We start from the raw sequence: 22042 nt of genomic DNA, 5'->3' as shown, positions 1-22042 counted from the left end.
ATACCTGGTGAAGAAGCCTGACGGATTCGTAGCGCGAGCTTTCGCGGCATCGTCACGCTGATGCTGCTTTCGCTTCTTGTATGGGCAGCAGCTCTTCAGGCCCCTGTCAACGCACCATGGACGAGTGCCCGCAGCTCTTTGCGCACCGGAATGGCGCTTGAGGGCAGCAGTTGCGTGAAGAGGATGACAACCATGTCGTCGACAGGGCTTACCCAGAAGAAGGTGCCTGCCGCCCCGCCCCAGCCATAGTCTCCGACCTGCGCCGAAATTTGTGCCCTCGCTGGATCGAGGACGACAGAGCCCAACAGACCGAACCCGACGCCATCAAACTGGGTTTCGGCCCAAACTTCGGCTGCCACCGAGGCAAGATCGCCCGGCAGGTGATTGCACGCCGCCAATCTCAAAGTGCGGGGACTGAGGATGCGTTCGCCGTTGAGTTCACCTCCAGCCCGCAGCATTTCGGCGAACCGCCAATAGTCGTCGATGGTTCCAACGAGCCCGCCTCCGCCGCAGAACGTGTCAACCTTGCCTTGCCGCCACTCCGAAACCTCCGGCGCTTCGTGCAAAGCCATTCCGCCAGCCATAGCTTCATAGAGCGGGGGCAAACGGCTGATCTCAGACCCCGGCACAGAGAAGCCGGTGTCGGTCATGCCGAGGGGCTCGAAGATGAGAGTCGCGAAGTACTTGTCGAGCGTCATTCCGGAAACGACTTCAACGATGCGGCCGATGACATCTAACCCGGTGCTGTATTGCCATTTCGTGCCCGGCTCCCATTCCAATGGCAGCTCGGCGATCCTGCGCACCATCTTGTCGAGCCCACCGTAGGCAAGTGCGAGGCCGAGTTTTTCTTTGGCATAAGCTTCGCCGAGTATTCCGGGGTTCGTAAAAAGGCTTAGGCCAGATGTGTGGGTCAGCAGATGACGGATCGTCATCTTCGTTTTGACGGGCACCGTTTGGTCGAGCGACTTTGCGTCCGGTATCAGAAGTTGCCTATTTTTGAATTCCGGCAGGTAAGCTTCGACCGGATCGTCGAGATGCACGCGCGCCTCCTCGTACAGCATCATCAGCGCTACGGCGGTGACGGGCTTGGTCATCGAGTAGATGCGGCCGATGAGGTCGCGCTGCCAAGGCCGCTTGGCTTCTACGTCGGCGTGCCCGGCGCAGTCGAAGAAGGCGAGTTCTCCATGACGCGCGATGAGCACCGCACCACCCGGCCAGCGCCCGGTGTCGGCATATCGCTGCATCCACCGCTTCAGTCGCGCCAGCCGCGCCTTGTCGAAGCCGAGGTGCCCAGGGTCACGAACTGGTTCGCTACCAAATTGACTCATCGCGCAAATGTCCTGTCGTAGGCGAAGGTCCTTTGGACAATCCTGCGCTTTCCCCGCATTATTGCAATAGTCGCCTGCTTGTAGCGAGTTCATCGTGCTTCATTTCGGCTAGATTCACTTCCTTAAGGCGGGTTAGCGGCGTCGATCGGCCGCATCATGTCTGTCAGCTTGTACGTGATGCCAGCGGCCATGCCGGGGGCTCCAATTGCCACGATTGTGGCATGCGGGGCCCTTCGCCGAGGGCCCCTGGTCGCGTGATAGCTATGTCCTTTTTTCAAATCGGGCGATCTGCTCACCTTGAGCTCCAAGAGTCAGCTGCGGGGCTGAAGCAACGCCAGAACGATCGTCGATGCCGCCGAGACGGCTGTAAATGTCAATGGCGCTGAGGCGCCAAAGTGATCGACCACATAGCCGCCGAACAGCGCACCGATGCTGATGGCGACCTGGAACGAAACGACCATCAGGCTGCCAGCAGCCTCCAAGGCGTCTGCTGCGCCCCGGGACAAGTTGGTGGGCAGTACAACAGGAGCCATCCCAAAAGCGAAACCCCAAAGTGTCACCAGGGCAAACGCGATGCCGCTCTGTGCACCCCAGAGGACGAGAGCAAGCGCCGAAAACGCCATCAATACGCCGGTGACAGCGAGCGCCACGTGGATATTCGCGTCTGCCAGTCGGCCGCCGGCGACATTGCCGATCACAGAGGCGATGTCAAACCCGAGGAGCGCCAGGGCAATCGGGCCGGTGCCAAGGAGCGTCACCTGTTCGAGGAAGGGTCGCACATAGACCGAGCCGGCAAAATGCCCCGTCGCAAGAGGATGGCAAGCATTCCGAGTTGCACAGTGCGCCGTTTCGTCAGCCGGAAGACGTCGGAAAGACTATTGCTTGTGCTTGCGGGTAGCGTCGGCAAGCTGAGTATCTGCAGCAGCATCGCAATCGCTGCGAGCCCTGCGGTCATGGCGGTGGCGGCACGCCAGCCGAGCCAATCGCTGATCAAGGCACCCATGGATGGTGCAGCTATGGTGGCAAGAGAGACACCGAGGGTGACTATCGCCATACCGCGACCTGTCGCATTGGTGCCAACCAGTCTCGCCACGACGGCAACCGAAAGCGCCCAGAAACCACTGAGCGCGACGCCCAGCCCGGCCCGGCCCAACAACAATAGCCAAAAATCCGTCGCGAGCGCGGCCACGAGATTGGAGCCGATAGCCAAGGCGCTTAGGCCGACCAGGACAGTCTTCCGGTTCAGTTTGCCGATGAGAACATTGCTCAACAAGGCCGTCACCGCGCCGACAGACGCGGTGGCGGTGACAACCTGGCCGGCGGTTCCCTCGCTGACGCCAAGGTCACGCGCCATTGGCGTCAACAGACCTGCCGGCAGAAATTCAGCTGAGACGAGCGCAAAGCTTGTGGCTGCCATTGAAATGACGGCAACTAGGTTCTTGGGCTCCATGTACTCGGAATGGTAGAATCGAGGCCAATCGCGGCGCCGTCAAGCTGTGATGTTGTGTCCGTCATTGAAGTACCTCCAAGTGTTAGAGGTCTTAATAGCGGAGTCTTTCAGGAATGGCGCGATAGCAAAGGCGTTTACTGGCATTGCCAACACCGCCGACATCCGTTGGAGCTTGCTGACGCAGGCGGGCGCCTCCAGTCGGAGACCCCCGATGTCCTCGCAGCGATCGGAGCCGCCGAATAGGAAATGCTATGTGGGGCGCCGCTCACCTTGCCGGCAGCGATCGGGCTCGGACTATCGGCTCGCGCGGCGTCAGGGGATCCAATGTCATGATTGCCCGGCTGCTTCCAGGATGAGCTTGGCGATCTCATCCGGATGCGAAATGAGCGACAGGTGGCTGGATTTGAGTTCGATGGCTGTAGCGCCCATGCGTCTGGCCATGAAACGCTGCAGGTCTGGATTTATCGTCCCATCCTGCGTCGAAACGGCGTAGTAGCTTGGCTTGGAGCGCCAAGCAGCGTTTGAGGTTTTGCCGGTGAGCAACGCCTTTTGGAATGGTTGTTGAACGGCATAGAGAACCCTCGCCCTGGCCTCGGGAAGGTCGCCCCCGAAATCGCGCAGGAACGCTTCTTCCGTCAGCCGTCCTTCGTCGCCGTCGAAGACAATGCCCGCGGTTGCGGGTGGTGTCGGGTAGGTCTTTGCCAAAGCTGCATAGTCCTCGCCTGCATCCGGTGCTCGGGCAGCGACATAAACCAGTGAAGAGACGTTCGGATGTACGCCTGCTTCGGTGAGGATCATCCCCGAAAAGGAGTGGCCGACAAAGACGGTCGGACCGTCCTGCCGGTCGAGGATGCGCCGGGCGGCCGCCACGGCATCGGGCAGCGTGGTGAGCGGGTTCTGGACCGCCGTGCAGTTCAGGCCCTTCGCCTGCAGCCGGGCGATAACCTCGGTCCAGCATGATCCGTCGGCGAAAAGTCCATGCACGAGAACGACATTGCGCGCCTTTGGAGGCGTGGGTGTGGCGGCAAGGCCGGCATGTGTCGCAACAAGTGACGTGGCGGCACCGACGAGCAAAGTTTTCGAAAATGTGCGTCTGTTCATCATCATGATCGAATCTCCATCGTTTGCGAAGCGGTAGGATTATTTGAACTCGGTCCGGACCGGCATCTCAGATTGACATGCCGCCGGAGACCTCGATGCGTTGGGCATTGACCCAGCGGTTGTCCTCGGAGAGCAGCGAGGCAATCATCGGACCGATATCGTCGGGCAGGCCGGCGCGGCCCAGCGCCGTCATTTCGGCGACACGCTGGTTCAGATCCGGATTGTCGCGCACCATACCGCCGCTAAAGTCGGTCTGGATGGCACCGGGCGCGACGACATTGACGGCGACGCGACGCGGTCCCAGCTCTTTTGCCATGTACCGGGTCAGCACCTCGACCGCTCCCTTCATCGCACCGTAAGCAGCGCTGCCGGGAACGATGATGCGGGTCAGGCCGCTCGACAGGTTGACGATCCGACCGCCGTCATTGATCAGCGGCAAGAGTTTCTGCGTCAAGAAGAAAACGCCCTTGAAGTGCACATTGTAAAGCATGTCCAGTTCGTCTTCCGTCGTCGCCTCGATGCTGTTGTGGTGCGAGGTTCCGGCATTGTTGACGAGGTAGTCGAAGCGCTCGGCGCCGAGATCGGCAAGCGCCTGCTTTACGGCGTCGACGAAAGGGTCGAAACCGTGGGTGTCACCGGTGTCGAGCTTGAGGGCAATGGCCTTGGCGCCGGCTTCAGCAACCGAGGCCACGACCTTTTCGGCTTCCGCCCTGCTGGAATTGTAGGTGAAGATCGAGTCGACACCGCGTCTGGCGAGGGTGAGCACGGTGTTGCGGCCCAGCCCGCGGCTGCCGCCGGTGACGATTGCGATTTTGCGTTCAAAGTTCTGTGTCATCGCCGTTCTCCTTTGATTGATGACGCTGAACATAAGAGGGCGAAGCAGGGGCGAACATGCCGGAACCGGCTTCTTTCTTGCCTGATCCTGCCTCCGGCGTTAGTTTTGGAATTCCAGGTTTGCGGGGACTCCGATTGAGCACTCTTTCGATATTGCATGATGCTGTCGTCGCCGCGTTTGCGGCTCATGGAAACAGGAGCCCCTATTTCACCGCGATCGACGGGCTGGCCTTGCTCCGATCCTTCACCGAGCGGCATCCGAACCACCTGATCCACCGGCCGGCGCTCTGCATCGTGGTGCAGGGCGCGAAATGGACGACGTTCGGCGAACGGAGGCTCCATTATCGCACCGGCCAGGCCATGGTCGTCAGCGTCGAGATGCCGGGTGCAAGCCAGGTGGTGCACGGCGCGCCGGATGCGCCCTATCTCAGCGCCGTCATCGAACTCGACCAGGCAATCCTACGCGAAGTCTACGAAAGCATGGAGGCACCGCCCACTCCGGCCTCCGACGAGCATGCCGCCTTCGTTATGGAGCTCAACGAGTCGATCCTCGGCTGCGCTGCGCGCGCCGTCAGTCTGCTTGGCGAGCCGCAGGCAATCCCGTTGCTCTATCCCGGCGTCAAGCGCGAACTCTGCTACCGCCTGCTGGCCGGGCCACATGGCGCTGTCTTCGCCCGCATGGTCGTCGGCGCGGAGCGAAACCGGCGTCTGGTCGAAGCGATCCACGTGTTGCGGGGCAATTTCGACAAGCAGGTGCGCGTCGACGATCTTGCCGCACTCGCCGGCCTCAGCCCGACAGCCTTCCATCGTCAGTTCAAGGCAATGACCGCGATGACACCGGTGCAGTTTCAGAAGCAGATTCGCCTGATGGAGGCGCGCCGGCTGATGCTGTCGCGCGAAATGTCGGCGGAAACGGTCGCCTTTGAGGTGGGCTATGCCAGCCCCTCACAGTTCAGCCGGGAATATGCCCGGCTGTTCGGGGCTCCGCCACGCCGGGACATCGGAAAGCTTCTGTCGGCCTGACTGTTTCAGCACGCACGCGGCAGGAATTCGATCGGGTATCGACGTCGTGGGCTGTTGCGAGACCGACCGCGAGTTCATACGTTCTCTATCCAACCTCACAAGGAGCAGCAGATGCAGATCGACCTCGCAGGCAAGATCGCTCTTATTACTGGATCTACCGAAGGGATCGGCTACGCGATCGCCCGCCAGCTCGCAAGGGCGGGCGCGGACGTGGTGATCAACGGACGGTCCGAAGGAAAGACCGCGAATGCCGCCGAACGCCTGAAAGTCGAAGGTGCCGGGGGCACCGTCACAGCCGTCGCAGCCGATGTGGCAACCGCTGAAGGGTGTGACGCTCTTGTCGCCAAGGTTCCTCACGTGGACATCCTCGTCAACAACGCGGGCATTTTTCAGCCGCTCGACTTCTTCGAGGCGAACGACGAGGTGTGGGATCGCCACTGGCAGGTAAACGTCATGTCGGCCGTCAGGCTTTCGCGTGCCTACCTTCCGGGCATGCAGAAGGTCGACTGGGGTCGCGTCATCTTCATCGCGTCGGAATCCGGCTTTAACATTCCGGTGGAGATGATTCACTACGGCGTCAGCAAGACCGCCGATATCGCGGTTGCGCGCGGACTCGCCAAGCGCATGGCCGGTACGGGCGTTACCGTGAACTCGGTCCTCCCCGGCCCAACACTGTCCGAGGGCGTCGAGACTATGCTTGCCGAAGAGCGCGCGAAGACGGGCAAGCCGATCGAGGAGGTCGCGGCCGACTTCGTCAAGAAGCATCGTGGCAGTTCGATCATCCAACGAGCTGCAAGCGTCGAGGAAATCGCCAACCTCGTAACCTATCTGGCGTCGCCTTTGGCATCCGCAACGACCGGGGCTTCCATGCGCGTGGACGGAGGACTGATCGACACGCTCTGAGGCGATCCCTCGCCTGCTGGTGGTGATTGCCGGCCTGCGAAAGTCGAAGCGCTGCCGGGGCAGCGTTGGCGTGTCGATTGCACGACCGCAAATCGCGTCCAGATGTACTAACGTCAAACGAACGGAAGTCCGCTCTGCGGCAAGGTCTGCCATTACGACTGATAAGAGGGCGCATCATCTCTGTCACAGCGCTCTTATTCGGAACGGCAATACGCGCCTAGTCAAGGTGCGAAGCAAACAGCACTGTCGATGATTGCGCCGCTTGCTTCGCTCCTGTCTCGTTGGACCGCTGGTGCAGCAATCCACCGCGTCAGTCTCGCGCGCCATGAACCGCAACTTCACTGACCATGGAGTGATCCCATAAAGAGTTCAACCGCCGCCGAGCGGTGGGTCACATGGCGTTACGCTTTCAGTCGTCGTGATCTTGAAGAATGCCTTGTATAGCGCTCCCTTCTTGTTGAAGGGTTTTTCAATCCCGGGAGGCGGCCAGTTCAATGGAATGTCGCCACCCATTGCCGGATCATATCTAATTGAGTTTGCATAGAGGTTTGGATCTGCAAAATTCTTGAGATTTTGAGCGGGCACCCAAAAAGTATTGTCCCCTAGTAAATCGTCAGCCAGGGCATTTGCTATCAACCCAGCAATCCCTAACGACAGGATATGAAACGGCTTTACGCCGCCAATTTCGAATTCGGTTACGTCTCCAACCTTGCCCGCGGTAACGGCAGCATCACTGCCAAGAGCACCTCCGACAATTGCCTGCTGCCCCTTCTTCGCAGCATCTTCGATCACTGCTGCGATCTGGTCGCGTATTTCATCAGCATCGCCAGACTCATGATCCCAGAGCGAGATGTGAACGCGGATACCAGTGCCGACAAGAGGCACGTTTCCCAAGGTAACGTTCTGGAACGCGGTCTCACCAGATTCTATTTCGACGATTGGTGTCCGGAACGTCTTCACAAGCTGATCCACGCCTGAAGCAGTTGGATTGACATTGATAAGCGAAATTACCGCAAACAGCTCGTCAGTTACGTCGTCTTGTGCAGCGAAGCAATGGATTCCGGAGAGTGTAATGGTGGAAGTGTAGTATCTAAGAGGCTCGCATTCACCGCTGAGTGTATGCAGCGTTAAGGTGCCAAGCTGGGTGTCCATCCAATATCCACGCTCAGGATCGTGCTGGACCTCACCCGACTCCCCGAGCTGGCCGAATTTGCCGCCCTGAAGCCTATATCGATCGCGAATATAATGTTCAGCTACGCTGTATGACAAAGACTTTCGGCCATATTTGTGAGAGAGCGATGCTAAAGACTTTTCGCCTGAGCAAGCGGCTTCCAAAACTGTGCGTAGGCTCCTCATATGCGCCTCCAAGGTGTGCGGAACTTTAAGCGAGCCTATTCCGATCCGAGGATCGGCTCCCCCAATTGAACCTCAGACCAGTAGGCTTGTTCTTCCGTTTGATCACGACCAACGCAGATGAACAGGCGGACTGGGCCGGGCTCATAATCAGTGAAGCCACTTTCGGAGCCAGAACCGCTAATGACTGACTGAACGAGATGAAGTGTGCCCACAGGAGCATCTTTGGGGAGCAGGGGCTCCCCCCCGTTTTGTTGTTCAAGTCTTAGGTTAAGCTTAGCGTCAGCTATTCTCGTCCCGCCTGGGTAGTCGCCGAGGAAATTGACTATGAGGCTGTCGTCTTCGCCGTGCACGAGCGCTCTTCGATATGGGCCGCCTTTATTACTTCGGCGAGGTGGGCAATCAATGAGGAAGTCCGACGCCGTCGTCTTTACAACATCGGCCTGAATTCTTAAGGCTCCAGCCTCAATTTTTACGGTATCCTGATCTGCCCCATGATCCAGCTTGATATCTGTCGCCACTTGCCCCTCCCATATTAGCGATGTTGCAGGATATGACGCTAATCTTCGTCTGGCAATGACGAATAACACGAAAAGATTGCAAAATGACAACATCACGCTCGTGAGCACAAACTTACCAGCCGGTGCGGACGACGACGCACACGCTTCTATGTCACTGAAGCCACAGTCACGCCCGGCTTTTCGAGTTGCGCTGTTTACGGATCCAGCTCCGTAGCAGGTTCGCATTGATACCATTCTCAAGCGCCAGCTTCGATATCGAAACACGGGCGTCAGGCAGGCTTCCACTAGTCTGGCTTTTGACGCCGCGTCAAACGCCCGTTTCCCACCGCGACAGCGTGCACTACCTGCAAGAGTCGCGCCTCGTTCATATCATCCATCGCATTGTGTCCACTATGTTGCTTGTGGACACAACCTGCCTAAGCACGATCCGAATTCATAGATGACCCAAAAATCGCGGTTACATTGCGCCAACGCCGATAACGCCGCCGGCGAGTTGGGCGGAAACGCACCTCCGGCCTCCGTCATTCCAGGCCTTGAGCCTGGAATCCATGGCCATGCCGATGATGCCGGCGTGTGTCCGCGGGGCGAGCCCGAGGACGACGGAGGGCGGGCGCACCGGTATCCGAGTATGCGCGCGCTGAAGAGGCGCGCGCTTTTCACTCCCATCTCAGCGGAAACCGCCGCCCGCCGCCCGTCACCAGACGTTCAAGAAAACCGACCGCTTTCCGCGGATACTCATTTCCGTGTGGTCCGCTTCGACGCTGGCGGTCACAAAGAGGGATGACGGCTCTGAGCACTACCTCTTACCATTTGTTGACTCACCCGCGCTTGAACAATAATTTGGGAAGTCGGTCGTTGGGCTTGTCCTCAAATGACGAACCATTCTCTTCAGCGTCGCCTTGCTGCCATCGTCGTTGCCGATGTGGTGGGATATTCACGCCTGATGGAGGCTGATGAAGTCGCAACGCTTGAGAACCTCAGGGAACTCCGTTCTCGCACTATCGAGCCGGCTGTGATGGGTCACAACGGTCGCATCTTCAAGGTCGTGGGCGACGGCTTCCTGATCGAATTCGGCAGCGCGGTGGACGCGGTCGCAGCAGCGTTGGAAATGCAACGGGCCACCACTGCTGTCGAGGCTTCCGGAGACCGGCGACTGCTTTTGCGTGTGGGCGTCAATCTGGGAGATGTCATTGACGACGGTTCAGACGTCCTCGGCGACGGCGTCAATGTCGCGGCGCGCCTCGAGACGCAGGCAGCACCGGGAGGTATCTGCATTTCAGCCAGCGTTCACGGCGAGATCGTCGGCAAGATCGCCGACCGGTTCTTCGATGCAGGCGAACGCTACCTGAAGAACCTGACCCGCCCAGTCCACGTGTGGCATTGGCCGGATGCGCTGCAGAGCATATTGCCGCTGCCGGAAAATCCCTCGATCGCTGTATTGCCGTTCACGAATATGAGTGGGAATGAAGCGGACGAGCCTTTCGTCGACGGCTTGACTGAAGACCTGATCACCGACCTTTCCCGCACGGCTGGCCTGTTCGTCATCGCGCGCAATTCCGTGTACGGCTACAAGGGCAAGCCGGTCGACGTACGGCTCGTCGCCCAGGAACTCGGCGTCCGCTATGTCCTGGAGGGGAGCGCCAGACGCGCGATGGGCCGTGTCCGCATCAATGCCCAATTGGTCGACGCGCCTGGCGGCCAGCACTTGTGGGCCGAACGGTTCGACAGGACGGTGGAAGATGTTTTCGAGTTGCAGGATGAGGTCAACGCCAAGATTGTCGAAGCCCTCGTCGGCCGGCTGACCGTCCCGACGCCGCGCAATCGGCCGAAGAACTTTGAGGCCTACGATCTGTGTGTGCGCGCTCGCCTCCTGACGGAAGAGTCGCCGCAAACCGAGCGTGAGGCCTATATGCTGCTCCAACGCGCGGTCAAGCTCGATCCATCCTATGCCGAGGCGCTCGGTCTGCTCGCCTATAACCGTTGGCTTGCCTGGACTCATTTCGGCGAGCCCGAAGATCCTAACCGTCGGATGGCGGTGACATCAGCGCAGAAGGCGGTCGACCTGGATCCCAACGATGCCGGCTGCCGTTACGTCCTGGGTACCATTCTGGCTTATGAGCGGCGATGGGAGGAGTCGGAGGCAGCCTTTGCCAAGGCCCTGGAGCTGGACCCCAACCACGCCGACACCTGGGCCGCCATGTCTGATATGTCCGTGCTGGACGGCAGGATTGCCGACGGACTGGCGCAGATCGAAAAAGCCCTGCGGCTCAATCCCTATCCAGCCTGCTGGTACCTTTGTCACCTTGGGCAGGCGCAATACGCCGCGGGCGACTATGAGGCGGCAACCGCTACACTGCGCAGGAAAGAAACCTATCGCACCAACTCACGCAAATTCCTGGCTGCTGCGCTTGCGCAGTTGGGCCACCATGACGAGGCGCGGCGAGAAGCCGAATTGTTCCTGATCGCCCACCCTCATTTTACGATCGGTCATTGGCTCAGCTCCCAGCCGCTGCGGGATGCATCTGTACGAGACCACTTTGTCGACGGCTTTCGAAAGGCGGGCCTGCCTGAGACGTGACAGCGGGCGGGGACAGTCCCGACGCGTTTGTCAAGGTGCGAAGCAAACAGCGCTAGCGACGATTGCGCCAAAGCCGATAATTGCAGGATTTGCGAGGCGCCGCGCCGCCGGCGAGTTGGGCGGAAACGCACCTCCGGCCTCCGTCATTCCAGGCCTTGAGCCTGGAATCCATGGCCACAGCCGATGATGCCGGCGTGGGTCCTCGGGGCAAGCCCGGCCATTGCCGCCTGCGCGGGACGCACTCACCCTGCTTAACCTGAAGAGAGCTCGTTCGCTTTCTCGGCATAGCAATCCGCCTGCTCCTGCTCGCCCATTGCTGCCAGCAGAAGGGCTAGATTCCGATACGTCTGGGGCTCACCGGGACGCAACCTTATCACCGCAAGGTAGTGTGACCTTGCTTCCATGAAATCGCCTTTCTCGTGAAGGAGCACCCCAAGATTATTATGAGCTTCAGCGTAATTCGGCGACGAGCTCAGTGCTGCGCGATAGTGTGATTCTGCTGCCTCGACGTCTCGGCCTTCAAGAAGCATCGCATAGTTATAGTGCACTTCGGCGTAGTCCGACCTCAGATGCAGCGCCTGTCGATAATGCGCTTCAGCCGCTCCCGCATCACCGGTTTTTTCGAGGAAGACCGCGAAATTGTTGTGGGCTTCGGCAAAGCCCGGTCGAAGCCGCAGGGCCTCCTGAAAGTGCTGGTGCGCTTCGAACCGGTCACCCCATTCGTCAAAAAGACCAGCCAGACGCAGAAGGGCGTCGACGTGACCCGGTCGGTACTTCAGAGCCAGCCGATAATGGGCTGCCGCCTCATCAGGGCGATCGGTCTCCTCGAGGAGTATCGCGAAATTATAGTGAGCTTCCGGGTATTGCGGCCAGAGACGAACGGCATTGAGGTAGCGGGCTTCCGCGGCGGTTCTGTCGCCGGCGGCCTTCAGGATCACACCGAGATTGTTGTGCGCTTCCGGATAGTCCGCGCGTAGCTCCAACGCCTTTTCGTAACAATGCTGTTCCTCTGCCAATTCCTTCTCATCCGCAGCGGTCATTCCCGCCCCTTTCAGGAACCAGTCCTCGGCTGTCATCCGCTCTTCGGAACGTGCCGCAAGCGCTGCGTGGTCGACTGACACGACCCGATAGAGATGTCGCCTCGGCAGGAAGTCGCCCTTGAGTTCGAAGACATCAACCTCCTGGAAGAGATAGACGGGCAAATCGATGAGATCCAGTATGGTCTGCGTGACGAAGAGGGTATCCGGCTCGGCACATGATTCCACCCGCTTCGCGATGTTCAAGGCACGACCGATCCAGGCGTCGTCATCGTGCATTCGGGAACATTCGCCGAAGTGGCAGCCCACCCGGATTGGCAGATCGTTCGCCTGGCCGGTCGTCAGGTGACGCCGCCGTTGCTTCCAATAGGCGATGAGTTTCAACGAGAAATGGACGGCCACATCAGCAGATTCGAATAGATAAAGATGCCCGTCGCCTGTAAAATTCTCGTGCCGTCGCCCGTATTGGCTGGCAAGCGTCTGAGACAGGTAACGATATTCTGCAATAGCGCTCGTAATCGTGTCGCGCGAAACCGTGTTCCAAACCGCTGAGTGTCGGACGAGGTCGGTGAATACGGCGGCAAAATAGATGTCCATTCGCAACGGCCGGAAGTTAAAGCGATCGCGCGACATGTCCAAACGCATGCTGTCATCGCTCAACACAAGGACAATCATCATGCCACAGTACATGGTCGAAAGACACCTGCCAGGAATCACTCCCGATCAGCTCAGTGCGGCGGCATCGCGCGCGAAAAATGTCACTGCCGAGATGACCAGGCAGGGTAAGCCGGTGCGCTATCTGCGCTCGACATTCATTCCCGCCGAGGAACGATCATTCTGCCTGTTCGACGCTTCGTCGGAGCAGGATGTGAAGGAGGCAAACGAACGTGCCGAAATCCCGCTGGTGAGAATTACCGAAGTCAGGCACATCTCGGCCGACGATGTGAAATAGCGCATCCGGCGCGACAAAGCGCAAATGTTGCGACACCGCGTCCGGCCAGCCCGGCCTTGAGCCTTTCCGGGCTGGCTGAATCGCTTGTTGGCTCCATCGTTCGAGCCCTACGGCCAAGCCGGTCGGTCGATCAGGCGGCCCGTTTCAGCCAACCCTACCGCTGATTTGCCCGGCAAATCCGCGAGACTTCAATCAAAGGCGATCGGCTCACACGTACCTTGACGTACGCCGTCGCCGATCGCCTCTGCCCTGGCGAAAACCCGCTCCGGCAGAATGCTTCAAGCGAACCCGGAAAGGCCCTAGCGGAAGCCGCCGCTCGCGACCAGTCGTTCGCCAGTCAGCCAGCGGGCGTCGTCGGAGGCGAGGAAGACGGCGATGTCGGCGATATCGTCCGGCTGGCCGATGCGGCCGAGCGGCGTCTGGGCGACCATGGTCTGCTGCAGATCCGAGCCGATGACGCCGGCCGTGTGGGTGCCTTCGGTCTCGACCATGCCCGGCAGAATGGCGTTGACGCGGATCTTGCGCGGACCGAGCTCCTTGGCAAGCACGCTGTTGATGCCCTCGACGGCGCCCTTGGTGCCGGTGTAGACGGCCGAGGCCGGCAGCCCGAGGCTGGTCACCACCGAGGAGATGTTGATGACGCTGCCGCCCTCGCCGAGATGCTTGGCCGCCGCCTGGGTGGTCAGGAGAACGCCGAGAACATTGACGTCGAACATGCGGCGATAGTGCTCCTCGGTCACCTCGCCGATCGGGGCGAATTCATAGACGCCTGAGTTGTTGACCAGCACGTCGAGCTTGCCGAATTCCTTGACCGCGGCATCGACCACGCCCTGCGCCTGTTCGGCCTTGGAAACGTCGCCCTGCACCGCGATGGCTTTGCCGCCGGCCGCGCCGATCGCCTGGACCACGGCGTCGGCTCCGGCCTTGCTCGAGGCGTAATTCACCACCACTTCAGCACCTTCGGCCGCCATCGCCTTGGCAATCGCGGCGCCGATGCCCTTGGAGGCTCCCGTGACCACTGCGACCTTCCCTGTGAGCTTAGCCATCTCTTGTTCCTTCTGATCCGGACGGCTCGCCGGAATTGGCGGCCTTGTTCCGTAGTTCAGAAATTCGGAACTGTTGATCTCGGTTTCAAGGGGCACTATATAAAATTCATGCGACCGCTCTTTCACCCTGCCCTGGAGGATATCAAGCCCGATGCGATCCTCTATGCGCTGTCGGATCCGGAGCGCGTCGCGATCTTCGCCAAGCTCGCCGGCACCGCCTGCGGCGGCACCTGTTCCGCGCTCGCCGATCTCGGCGACCGCGTCATTCCGAAATCGTCGCTGTCGAACCATTTCAAGGTGCTGCGCGAATCCGGGCTGATCCGCAGCGAGCGCCAGGGCGTCGAGATGCGCAACCAGACCCGCTGCGCCGAGCTCGACGAGCGCTTTCCAGGGCTGGTCAGGGCGATTCTGACGGCTTACGGACAGCTTCCCGAGCAAATGAAGACGGGTTGACGGACCTTGAATACCTTCGATGGGTGCTGCCGGTGCAAGCCTGGGTCCTCGGGTCAAGCCCGAGGACGACGGAGGGTGGGGAGGCGATTGCGGCAAACGCAGACCCTTGGCAAAACCGGGACATCGCGCTTTCTGATCTCACCGCCAGACTTCATCACTCACCGCTTGCCGACGCACCATCCGCTGCGAATTTGGCATAACGTACCTTCAAACTCCGTCATCCCGGCCTTGGGCCTTAGTCCCTGAGTCTGGGATCCATGCCCGCGGCTGATCGAGACTTGCCGACGCGTTATAATTATAACGACATGAAATGAGGACTTCGCAGCCTATGCAATATGGAAGTCATGTTGCCCTCCACTTGTGGGTCGCTGCCATTGCCGGCCAACGGCTACGCGCAGCCTTGTCACGCTCGAGGTCGAACCTCGTGGTGGAGCGCGATGCGCCCTCCCCCTTACCAATCCGTAAGTTGCCGCCAAGCCGTCGTCTCGGCTAGATCTTGCCGCACCAGGCATGCCGGGAGCGGCCGATGCGAATCCTGCTGATCGAAGACGATACCAAGACGTCCGATTATATCGCCAAGGGCTTCTCCGAGGCCGGGCATGTCTGTGACGTCATCGGCGACGGCCGCGACGGGTTGTTTCAGGCGCAGCGCGAGGCCTATGACGTCATCGTCGTCGATCGCATGCTGCCGGGCCTCGAGGGCCTGGCGATCGTGCGTTCACTTAGGGCTGCCAAGGTCGGCACGCCGGCGCTGTTCCTGACCTCGATCGGCGGCGTCGACGATCGGGTCGAGGGGCTGGAGGCCGGCGGCGACGATTATCTCACCAAACCCTTCGCCTTCTCCGAGCTTCTGGCGCGCGTCAATGCGCTCGGCCGGCGCCCGCCGGTGCAGGAGCAGCGCACGGTCTTGAAGGTCGCCGATCTGGAGCTCGATCTGATCCGGCGGGAGGCGCGGCGCGCCGGCCAGGTGATCGAGCTGCAGCCGCGCGAATTCACCCTGCTCGAGGTGCTGATGCGCGGCGAGGGCCGCGTCATCACCAAGACGATGCTGCTGGAGCGGGTCTGGGATTTCCACTTCGATCCGAAGACCAGCGTCGTCGAGACCCATATCAGCCGCCTCAGGGCCAAAGTCGACAAGCCGTTCCAGGCCCAGCTTCTGCACACGATCCGCAACACCGGATACAGCCTGCATGCGCCTCGAACAGGATGATTTCAGGCCCATCGGCCTGAAAATCTCAAATCCTGTTCGCAATTTAAAGAGTAAGAGCATGATTTCGTCCGAAAACCGCGCACACTTTTCGGCATCATGCTCTAGCCTGCGCAGGAGCACGCCGTTCCGCCTGGCCGTCACCTTCGGCGTCCTCTTCGTCGTCGCCTTCATCTTCAGCGGCGCGATCATCTATCACATTCTCAGCCTCGGCCTCGGCCGCGATGTCGACCAGTCGCTCAACGAAATGAATTCGCTCATCGTCTCGACCTACGAGCCCGGCGACACCGCGGACCTGATCAACACGCTGAACAATTATGCGAGTTTCCAGTCGACCTCCGACGGGCTCTATTCGCTGACGGATGCCAGCGGGCGCAAGCTGGCCGGCAATTTCGCGGCACCGCGCATCCCGAACGGCGTCTATACCGTCACCTCGGGCGATGTCGGGCTGAAGGGGCATGAACGCTATCGCATGCAGGTATCGACGGTCGGCCCCTACAGCCTTGTCGTGGCCGAGAACTTCAACGATGCCGACGAGATGCTGCGGATCGTGCTGGTGAGCTTCGAATGGGCGGCCGCAATCGTCGTGGCGACGGCGATTGGCGGCGGTGTCTTTCTCGCCGTTCGTGCTCAGGCGCGGCTGGACCGGGTCACCAACACCATGAATGACGTCTCTCACGGCGCGCTCGACGCCCGCATTCCGATCACCGGCAACGGCGACGATCTCGATACGGTGGCGATCCAGATCAACGCGGCGCTGGAGCGGCTGCAAAGGCTGGTCGAGAGCATGCGGCAGGTGAGCGCCGATATCGCCCACGATCTGAAAACACCGCTCAACAGGCTGCGCCTGACGCTGGATGCGGCGGTGGCCGAGAACGATCGGCGGGCGGATGTTTCGGCTCTGCTCGACGAGGCACGAAACGAGAGCGACCGGATCAACGCCACCTTCGAGGCGCTGCTGCGCATTTCCCAGATCGAGGCCGGCGCCCGCAAGGAGCGTTTCCAGGCGACCGATCTCGACGCCGTTCTGAGCGTCATCTCTGAGGTCTATGGCGATGTCGCCGAAGATGCGCAGATGTCATTGACGATCGCCGGGCGCGCTCCCGCCGTCATCTGGGGCGACCGCGATCTCCTGACGCAGATGATCGCCAATCTGGTGGAGAACGCGATCAATCATTGCCCGGCCGCAACCGGCATCACCCTGTCGCTCCGCCGCCAGGGCGACCGCGCCATCCTCTCGGTCGTCGATACCGGCCCGGGCATTCCGGCCGCAGAGAGGGACAAGGTCTTCCGGCGCCTCTACCGGATCGACAAGAGCCGCACGACGCCAGGCAGCGGCCTCGGTCTCAGCCTCGTCAAGGCAATCGCCGAACTGCATTCGGCCGAGATTGCGCTGGCAGACAATCATCCCGGCCTTCGCGTTTCGATCGCCTTCCCATTGATGCCGGAGAAATCCTGAGCCGCCATGCCGCGAGCCGACCGAAGCGGGCGACAAAACGGCGGATTTCGGCAGCAGCGCGAAAAGGCAGCACGCTCCACGGCCGGCGGTGGCCGAGCCGGTAGGCCGAAAGCCCCGCCTGGATCTGCGAGCAGGGATCGGCCCTCTGGCTCACCGGCAGCGGATCGACGAAGCAGGCGCGCAGCCCGTCGTCGAACTCCAGGTCGAAGGCGAGATCATAGGGCAGACGCATGGGCAGCAGCGCCCCGGCAATCCAGCCCGCCGCCTTGCGGTTGATCAGATAGGCGCCCGATCCCTTCTCGCGGGTCAGCGCAATGGCGAGCGAGCGCGAGGCGGTCAGCGGCTCGACCCGGTGTTTTCGCCCGGAATTGACCGTCGACAGCCGCAGAATGTCCCAGTGCGCGCGGTGGCGAAGTGCCGCCTCGAGCAGCTCGGGCAGATCATCGTCGAAGTCGAGATCGTCCTCGAGGATGAGGGCGAATTCGCCATTGCTGGCGAGGAAGCGCCGGGCGCATTCGACATGGCTGAGATAGCAGCCGATCTCGAAAGGGTTCGGCCGGCGGCCGTGCCGGCGGAGATAGGATGCCTCGTCGAAGCCGGGATGCGGCAGGCTGATGGCCGCACCGTCGACCGCCGCCACGCGCTCATAGGCAAGGCCGAAGCCTGCCAGCAGCCGTTCCATCCGAAACCGGCGCAACGGCGCGCGGTCGAGATTGATGAGGTAGGTATTGACCCGCAGGCTGACCGGATGAAGGGCCGGCATAAGGGCGGCGGGTGTGGCGCGCACGTTCATGAGACTTGGCCTCGACTTGGCAATGACGGCGCCAAGCCTGCGCTTCAAACCTCACGGGGGCCTCGCCCGGACTATACATTTTCGTAAGCTGCGGCGACCGGCAGCCGAAGCAAGCATCCTTACGGATCGGTATGCTGCCGGCAAAGCCCCCGTAAGAATGCCGCGCTACAGCTCGCCTGCGACATGCAATGGGTCCTTCCCTTCCCGCGATCATGACGACATCAATCAAGCCTTCGATGACGACGGCGACCCATTGCGTGCCGCGCCGGCGTCAGAACCTCGCATTAGCCCGCAGCTGTTGCGATCGAGGTCCCTTTCCCGGTTCCCGAACCGCTAATTTCCGGCATGACGCTCGATCGTGTCGGCGAGGTCGATCCAATGCGGGCGATCGTCCCACCAGTGAACATGATCGGGCGCAGGAAAGGAGGGATCGGCGAAGGTGCCGGCGGCGATGACGACGGTGCCGGGGAAGTATGTTCCGGATTTGGAAAATCCGCCCTCACCGCAGATCCGGCAAAAGGCTTTCATCACATCCGGCGTGGTTTCGCCCTGCGGAAACCATACGGAATAATCGCCGGAAACGATCCGGACGTCGTCCTCGCGGAACCACACATTATGGGCAAGAGCGCTGCCGGATGCGCGCTGGCAGCGTGTGCACGTGCAGACGTGGTTGTGCACTGGATCGCCATCGACCTCCAGGCACAGGGCGCCACAGCTGCACTTGGCATGAAAGACAGGCATTTGGCTCATTCCATGTTGATTTTACGGCAATGTGCCGTCGTTCAAATCGTTCTGACGCTCTCCGATCCAAAATGTTCAGCCGGCTCGGGAACAACGGACTTCGCTGATCGTAAGTATTATGGGCCGTGCGGAGGTGCTTACAACACAGCCATGCACTTCGATACTCTGTGCGGCCCACTCCAGTCAAAGCCAGGGCGCGTCCATATGTTTGGAAGCGCCCACATCCCTTGCCCACTTCGATTGGCATCGCGATGGGAGCGACAGCCCGGGGGCACGTCCGGGAGAACACCCGCCCCGATCTCCGTCATCCCAGGCCTTGAGCCTGGGATCCATGCCCATCTGATGGGGCCAAAGGTGGATCCTCGGGTCAAGCCCGCCGCTCACAGATCCGCGACGTCTCGACGCGGAACGTGCAAGGCAATCGCGCGCCGCGGTGAAGTTCCATTCGGCTTCGCCTCTGCCACGTCCGGCGAAAACACCCGTACCGGCCTCCGTCATCCCAGGCCTTGAGTCTGGGATCCGTGCCCGGAGTTGGAGGTCGGCGTGGATCCCAGGGTCAAGCCCTGGGATGACGGAGGGTGAGGTGGGCTCTGCTGCCACATCGGCGCGTTGCGGAAGGAGCCCATGCCTAATCTCCCCCAGCCGCCAACATCCTGCTTTCGGGAGGCCAGCGGAGAGTATGGCAGGAGCCGCACCCGCACCTCCGTCATCCCTTCGCCCTCCTGAGCGCGATCAGCCCCCGCCGCAGCCACAGCAATTGCTGTGGCGGCATCTGGCGCAGATGTTCGTAATCCATCACCGCGACGTTATAGACGGTGCTGCGCACCTGCGGCCCGTCTTCGCAGCGCAGGAGAACGGCCTGCAGTTCCATCATGCGGTTGCTGGCCTTGCGGGCGCGGTCGGCGAGGCTTTCGGTGATCTCGCCTTCGTGGCCCTTGACGGCAAAGAGCGACTGGGCCCTGGGGCTCGGGGCCGGAATGCCCGTCGTCTTGTGATAGCGGGCCATGACCTCGGCATAGTCGTCGCCGGCCTGGCGCTGCTCGTCGGTGATCAGCCCGTCGAGGAACATGCGGCCGAGGGTATAACCGGCATAGGGGCTTCTGACCGTCTCGTCGGCCACCGTCCTGCCGAAGCCGTGGATGCGCCGGCGCGCCGCCATCGCCACGCTGATATTCTCTTTCTCGGTTTCGAAGGGCTTGATCTTGCCGCAGGGGAAACGCTCGACATTGGCCTTGCGCGGCCGGCCGGCGCCCTTGTTGGCCCGCTGTATCTTCACCTTGGTGGCCTTGCCGCCCATGCTGATTATCCTTCCTATTGAATGATGCCGTTTCGAAGTGCGGCGGCGACCAGGGCGGTCTCCTTGAACACGCCGAGTTTCGCCTTGGCGTTTGATATGTGGGTGTTGACGGTGATCGGCGAGATGCCGAGGATGGTGCCGATCTCGGCGGCGGTCTTGCCTGCGGCCATCCAGCGGATGATCTCGCGCTCGCGCGGGGTCACGGCACTGGTTACGGCACTCATGGCGCCGGCCCGTCGATCGTCGGCACGCGCGGCATCGTCACCTCGGCGCCCGACAGCGTCACCCGCCGCACCCGGTCGGGATGGCAGATCGGCGCGGGCACCGCGCCGGCGACGGCCAGTGGCTTGCGCGGGTCCTGCCTGGGCGGAAACCGGTCGCGGTTGCGATGCGCCATGTTGATGACGGTGTTCTTCTTCGAGCCGAAGAGTTCGGCGATCTGACGTGCCGAAAACCCCTCCTGCCAGAGCTTCTGCGCCTTGACGATCTTGTCTTCCGTCCAGAACAGATCTCTCATCCCACTGCCTCCTGTGCGTCTCGTGCGGCCCTTGCGATGACCGGGTTGTCGGGAAACATCTCAGCCAGCGCCCGCTTGGCGCTGCGGCTGCCGTTTGCTGCCTGTCTCAGCAGCCGCATCTTGTAGGCGGCGACCTTCGGCTGCGGCTGTTCGGGCGGCGCTTCGACGCGCGGGCGGTTTTGCGCCGTCATCACCGCCTGCTGCTGGCGGGCGATTTCGGCGAAGCTCGCCGCGCTCGGGGCGAAGGCGCGGTTATGGTCCCTGACCTTGCCTGACAGGAACAGCTTGGCGGCGCGCCAGACCGCCTCTGCCGGAATGCCGTCGATGGCGACGAGATAGGCGCGGATCTGCATGTCGGGATCAGTGCCGGCGGAGGCCGGAAAACCCGAAAGCATCCCCGCTATGATCTTCACCGGAGAGGAAATCTCTTGCGGCATCGACCGTTGTCCTTCTGCCCACGCTTGCATCGATCGACCCGGCTTCCCTCGCCTTCTCATTGAAATACCAATCGGATTTGATCGCCCGCCAGCCGCGCAGGATCTGCATCTCGGCGGCCTCGACCGGGTTGCCGGTCTTGAGATACTCCTTGAGCTGGATCCTCGCCGCATAGGCCGTCAGCGGTTTCTTCAGTGTGCGGCTGCGATGCTCGATGATCGCCGCCGCCAGCTCCTGCCCCAGCACCGGGCTGAGGATCTCCATAATGTCCTTGCTCATCTCTTCCTGTTCCATGCGATGTCCTTTCCCGCTCGCGGTCGCTGCGCCCTCAAACCAGCAGCCTCGGCCGCCCGCCGGGAAAATTAACCGGAGCGCCCGGCCTGGCGGCGCGGTCGGGAAACCGCCTGAACTCGCGGCCGGCATAATCCTGCTGGGCGGTGTCGCCCTTCTCGGCGCTGCGAAGCCGGTGAATCTCGCTTTCCACCGAGGGCACCGACACCCCGAGGATGGCTGATATTTCGATATAATCCCGGCCGGAGCGGAAGAGCTCGAGGGCGTTCATGTGCGTGCCTTGATGCGCAGGAGCGATGCTCATCGCTTGATTCTCTTTCTCATTTTCGATCCGCAGCCGGCCCTTCCCGCCAAGCGGGCGCCGGCCGGATCGTTCATATTCAAACTTGTGGAAGAGGCTGGCGTCGCCGAGGGAGGACGACGACGCCAGCTGCCGAGAGCCTTCAGGGAGGAGTGAGGCTGACGGAATTGGTGATCGGCTGAGAACCGGGCAAGACCGGCGTCTGCCGCATCTCTTCCGGCTCGGTCTGCCGGCCGCAAGTCTCGCAGTGGCGCTCGATCACCTCGGCGATCGAGAGCGCCCTGCCGCAGTGCGGACAGCCGGTGTAGCGGGCATTGGCAGAGCCCGAAAGCCGGGGTCGATTGTTGATAATATGTGCTTGTGTCATGGCCATAAGGGTACGTAAAATACCTCGCACGTCAAGCGATTTAGGGCATTACATG

At 61.2% G+C, this 22042-nt stretch carries 23 protein-coding genes and 1 pseudogene; 7 read left to right on the top strand and 17 right to left on the bottom strand.

Features of this window, described 5'->3' with window-relative positions; genetic code table 11:
* Positions 1-95: 95 nt before the first annotated feature.
* From AMK02_RS05475 to AMK02_RS05460, 4 genes and pseudogenes are all read right to left on the bottom strand, one after another.
* Positions 96-1328, bottom strand: a complete 1233-nt coding sequence (locus tag AMK02_RS05475) for a serine hydrolase domain-containing protein (RefSeq protein WP_064805962.1) — start codon at positions 1326-1328, stop codon at positions 96-98.
* 311 nt (positions 1329-1639) lie between these two features.
* Positions 1640-2843 (bottom strand): annotated as a pseudogene (locus tag AMK02_RS05470) (MFS transporter).
* 262 nt (positions 2844-3105) lie between these two features.
* The gene (locus tag AMK02_RS05465; RefSeq protein WP_064801007.1) at positions 3106-3885 is read right to left on the bottom strand and encodes an alpha/beta fold hydrolase; all 780 of its coding nucleotides are present in this window, start codon (positions 3883-3885) and stop codon (positions 3106-3108) included.
* 61 nt (positions 3886-3946) lie between these two features.
* The gene (locus AMK02_RS05460; RefSeq protein ID WP_064801006.1) at positions 3947-4714 is read right to left on the bottom strand and encodes an SDR family NAD(P)-dependent oxidoreductase; all 768 of its coding nucleotides are present in this window, start codon (positions 4712-4714) and stop codon (positions 3947-3949) included.
* Between the two features lie 134 nt (positions 4715-4848).
* On the opposite strand from AMK02_RS05460, the gene AMK02_RS05455 reads away from it, so the two are divergent.
* Both AMK02_RS05455 and AMK02_RS05450 read left to right on the top strand, forming a co-directional pair.
* A complete protein-coding gene (locus AMK02_RS05455) occupies positions 4849-5736 on the top strand; it encodes an AraC family transcriptional regulator (RefSeq protein ID WP_082929646.1) in 888 nt (295 codons plus the stop codon).
* Between the two features lie 111 nt (positions 5737-5847).
* Positions 5848-6639, top strand: coding sequence for an SDR family NAD(P)-dependent oxidoreductase (locus AMK02_RS05450; protein ID WP_064801005.1), 792 nt, complete (start codon positions 5848-5850; stop codon positions 6637-6639).
* 369 nt (positions 6640-7008) lie between these two features.
* Here AMK02_RS05450 and AMK02_RS05445 read toward each other — a convergent pair whose 3' ends face one another.
* Together AMK02_RS05445 and AMK02_RS05440 are read right to left on the bottom strand one after the other, a co-directional pair.
* A complete protein-coding gene (locus AMK02_RS05445; protein ID WP_145924198.1) occupies positions 7009-7791 on the bottom strand; it encodes a hypothetical protein in 783 nt (260 codons plus the stop codon).
* A 239-nt stretch (positions 7792-8030) separates the two neighbouring features.
* Positions 8031-8513: a hypothetical protein gene (locus tag AMK02_RS05440; RefSeq protein WP_064801003.1), complete on the bottom strand. Its 483-nt coding sequence runs from the start codon at positions 8511-8513 to the stop codon at positions 8031-8033.
* Between the two features lie 871 nt (positions 8514-9384).
* Here AMK02_RS05440 and AMK02_RS05435 point away from each other — a divergent pair.
* Positions 9385-11091 carry an adenylate/guanylate cyclase domain-containing protein gene (locus AMK02_RS05435; protein WP_064801002.1) on the top strand — a complete coding sequence of 569 codons (1707 nt, stop codon included), beginning with the start codon at positions 9385-9387 and terminating at the stop codon, positions 11089-11091.
* Positions 11092-11342: 251 nt separating this feature from the next.
* Here the strand turns inward: AMK02_RS05435 and AMK02_RS05430 are convergent, their stop codons facing one another.
* The gene (locus AMK02_RS05430; RefSeq protein ID WP_237350440.1) at positions 11343-12806 is read right to left on the bottom strand and encodes a tetratricopeptide repeat protein; all 1464 of its coding nucleotides are present in this window, start codon (positions 12804-12806) and stop codon (positions 11343-11345) included.
* On the opposite strand from AMK02_RS05430, the gene AMK02_RS05425 reads away from it, so the two are divergent.
* Positions 12805-13080: a DUF4242 domain-containing protein gene (locus AMK02_RS05425; protein WP_064805958.1), complete on the top strand. Its 276-nt coding sequence runs from the start codon at positions 12805-12807 to the stop codon at positions 13078-13080. The two genes, AMK02_RS05430 and AMK02_RS05425, sit on opposite strands and share 2 nt — an antisense overlap.
* A gap of 299 nt (positions 13081-13379) precedes the next feature.
* Here the strand turns inward: AMK02_RS05425 and AMK02_RS05420 are convergent, their stop codons facing one another.
* A complete protein-coding gene (locus tag AMK02_RS05420; RefSeq protein ID WP_064805956.1) occupies positions 13380-14126 on the bottom strand; it encodes a glucose 1-dehydrogenase in 747 nt (248 codons plus the stop codon).
* Positions 14127-14234: 108 nt separating this feature from the next.
* Between AMK02_RS05420 and AMK02_RS05415 the strand changes: the two genes are divergently transcribed.
* The 3 genes from AMK02_RS05415 (at position 14235) to AMK02_RS05405 (ending at position 17245) form a co-directional block, all read left to right on the top strand.
* The gene (locus AMK02_RS05415; protein ID WP_064801000.1) at positions 14235-14579 is read left to right on the top strand and encodes an ArsR/SmtB family transcription factor; all 345 of its coding nucleotides are present in this window, start codon (positions 14235-14237) and stop codon (positions 14577-14579) included.
* A gap of 526 nt (positions 14580-15105) precedes the next feature.
* Positions 15106-15789 (top strand): winged helix-turn-helix domain-containing protein, encoded by a 684-nt coding sequence (locus AMK02_RS05410; protein WP_064800999.1) that lies wholly within the window; start codon positions 15106-15108, stop codon positions 15787-15789.
* Positions 15790-15847: 58 nt separating this feature from the next.
* On the top strand, positions 15848-17245 hold the full coding sequence (locus AMK02_RS05405; protein ID WP_064805955.1) for a sensor histidine kinase: 1398 nt from the start codon (positions 15848-15850) through the stop codon (positions 17243-17245).
* On the opposite strand, the gene AMK02_RS05400 is transcribed toward AMK02_RS05405, so the two are convergent.
* From AMK02_RS05400 to AMK02_RS05360, 9 genes are all read right to left on the bottom strand, one after another.
* Positions 17142-18038: a glycosyltransferase family 25 protein gene (locus AMK02_RS05400; protein WP_064805953.1), complete on the bottom strand. Its 897-nt coding sequence runs from the start codon at positions 18036-18038 to the stop codon at positions 17142-17144. The two genes, AMK02_RS05405 and AMK02_RS05400, sit on opposite strands and share 104 nt — an antisense overlap.
* 333 nt (positions 18039-18371) lie before the next feature.
* Positions 18372-18779, bottom strand: coding sequence for a GFA family protein (locus AMK02_RS05395; protein WP_064800998.1), 408 nt, complete (start codon positions 18777-18779; stop codon positions 18372-18374).
* 706 nt (positions 18780-19485) lie between these two features.
* The gene (locus tag AMK02_RS05390) at positions 19486-20076 is read right to left on the bottom strand and encodes a hypothetical protein (protein ID WP_064800997.1); all 591 of its coding nucleotides are present in this window, start codon (positions 20074-20076) and stop codon (positions 19486-19488) included.
* Positions 20077-20090: 14 nt separating this feature from the next.
* A complete protein-coding gene (locus tag AMK02_RS05385; protein WP_064800996.1) occupies positions 20091-20300 on the bottom strand; it encodes a response regulator transcription factor in 210 nt (69 codons plus the stop codon).
* Entirely contained in the window at positions 20297-20593 is a 297-nt protein-coding gene (locus tag AMK02_RS05380; RefSeq protein WP_064800995.1) for a GcrA family cell cycle regulator, read from the bottom strand. The genes AMK02_RS05385 and AMK02_RS05380 overlap by 4 nt, the downstream gene beginning before the upstream one ends.
* Positions 20590-20988 (bottom strand): hypothetical protein, encoded by a 399-nt coding sequence (locus AMK02_RS05375; RefSeq protein WP_064800994.1) that lies wholly within the window; start codon positions 20986-20988, stop codon positions 20590-20592. Before AMK02_RS05375 ends, AMK02_RS05380 begins: the two co-directional genes overlap by 4 nt.
* Positions 20954-21322: a hypothetical protein gene (locus AMK02_RS05370; RefSeq protein ID WP_064800993.1), complete on the bottom strand. Its 369-nt coding sequence runs from the start codon at positions 21320-21322 to the stop codon at positions 20954-20956. The genes AMK02_RS05375 and AMK02_RS05370 overlap by 35 nt, the downstream gene beginning before the upstream one ends.
* A 34-nt stretch (positions 21323-21356) precedes the next feature.
* Positions 21357-21623, bottom strand: coding sequence for a hypothetical protein (locus tag AMK02_RS05365; RefSeq protein WP_064800992.1), 267 nt, complete (start codon positions 21621-21623; stop codon positions 21357-21359).
* Positions 21624-21762: 139 nt separating this feature from the next.
* On the bottom strand, positions 21763-21987 hold the full coding sequence (locus tag AMK02_RS05360; RefSeq protein WP_064805951.1) for a hypothetical protein: 225 nt from the start codon (positions 21985-21987) through the stop codon (positions 21763-21765).
* Between the last annotated feature and the right edge of the window lie 55 nt (positions 21988-22042).

It is taken from the genome of Rhizobium sp. N731 (genome assembly GCF_001664145.1).
Classification (GTDB): domain Bacteria; phylum Pseudomonadota; class Alphaproteobacteria; order Rhizobiales; family Rhizobiaceae; genus Rhizobium; species Rhizobium esperanzae.
This window is presented reverse-complemented; position numbering and strand designations above follow the sequence as displayed.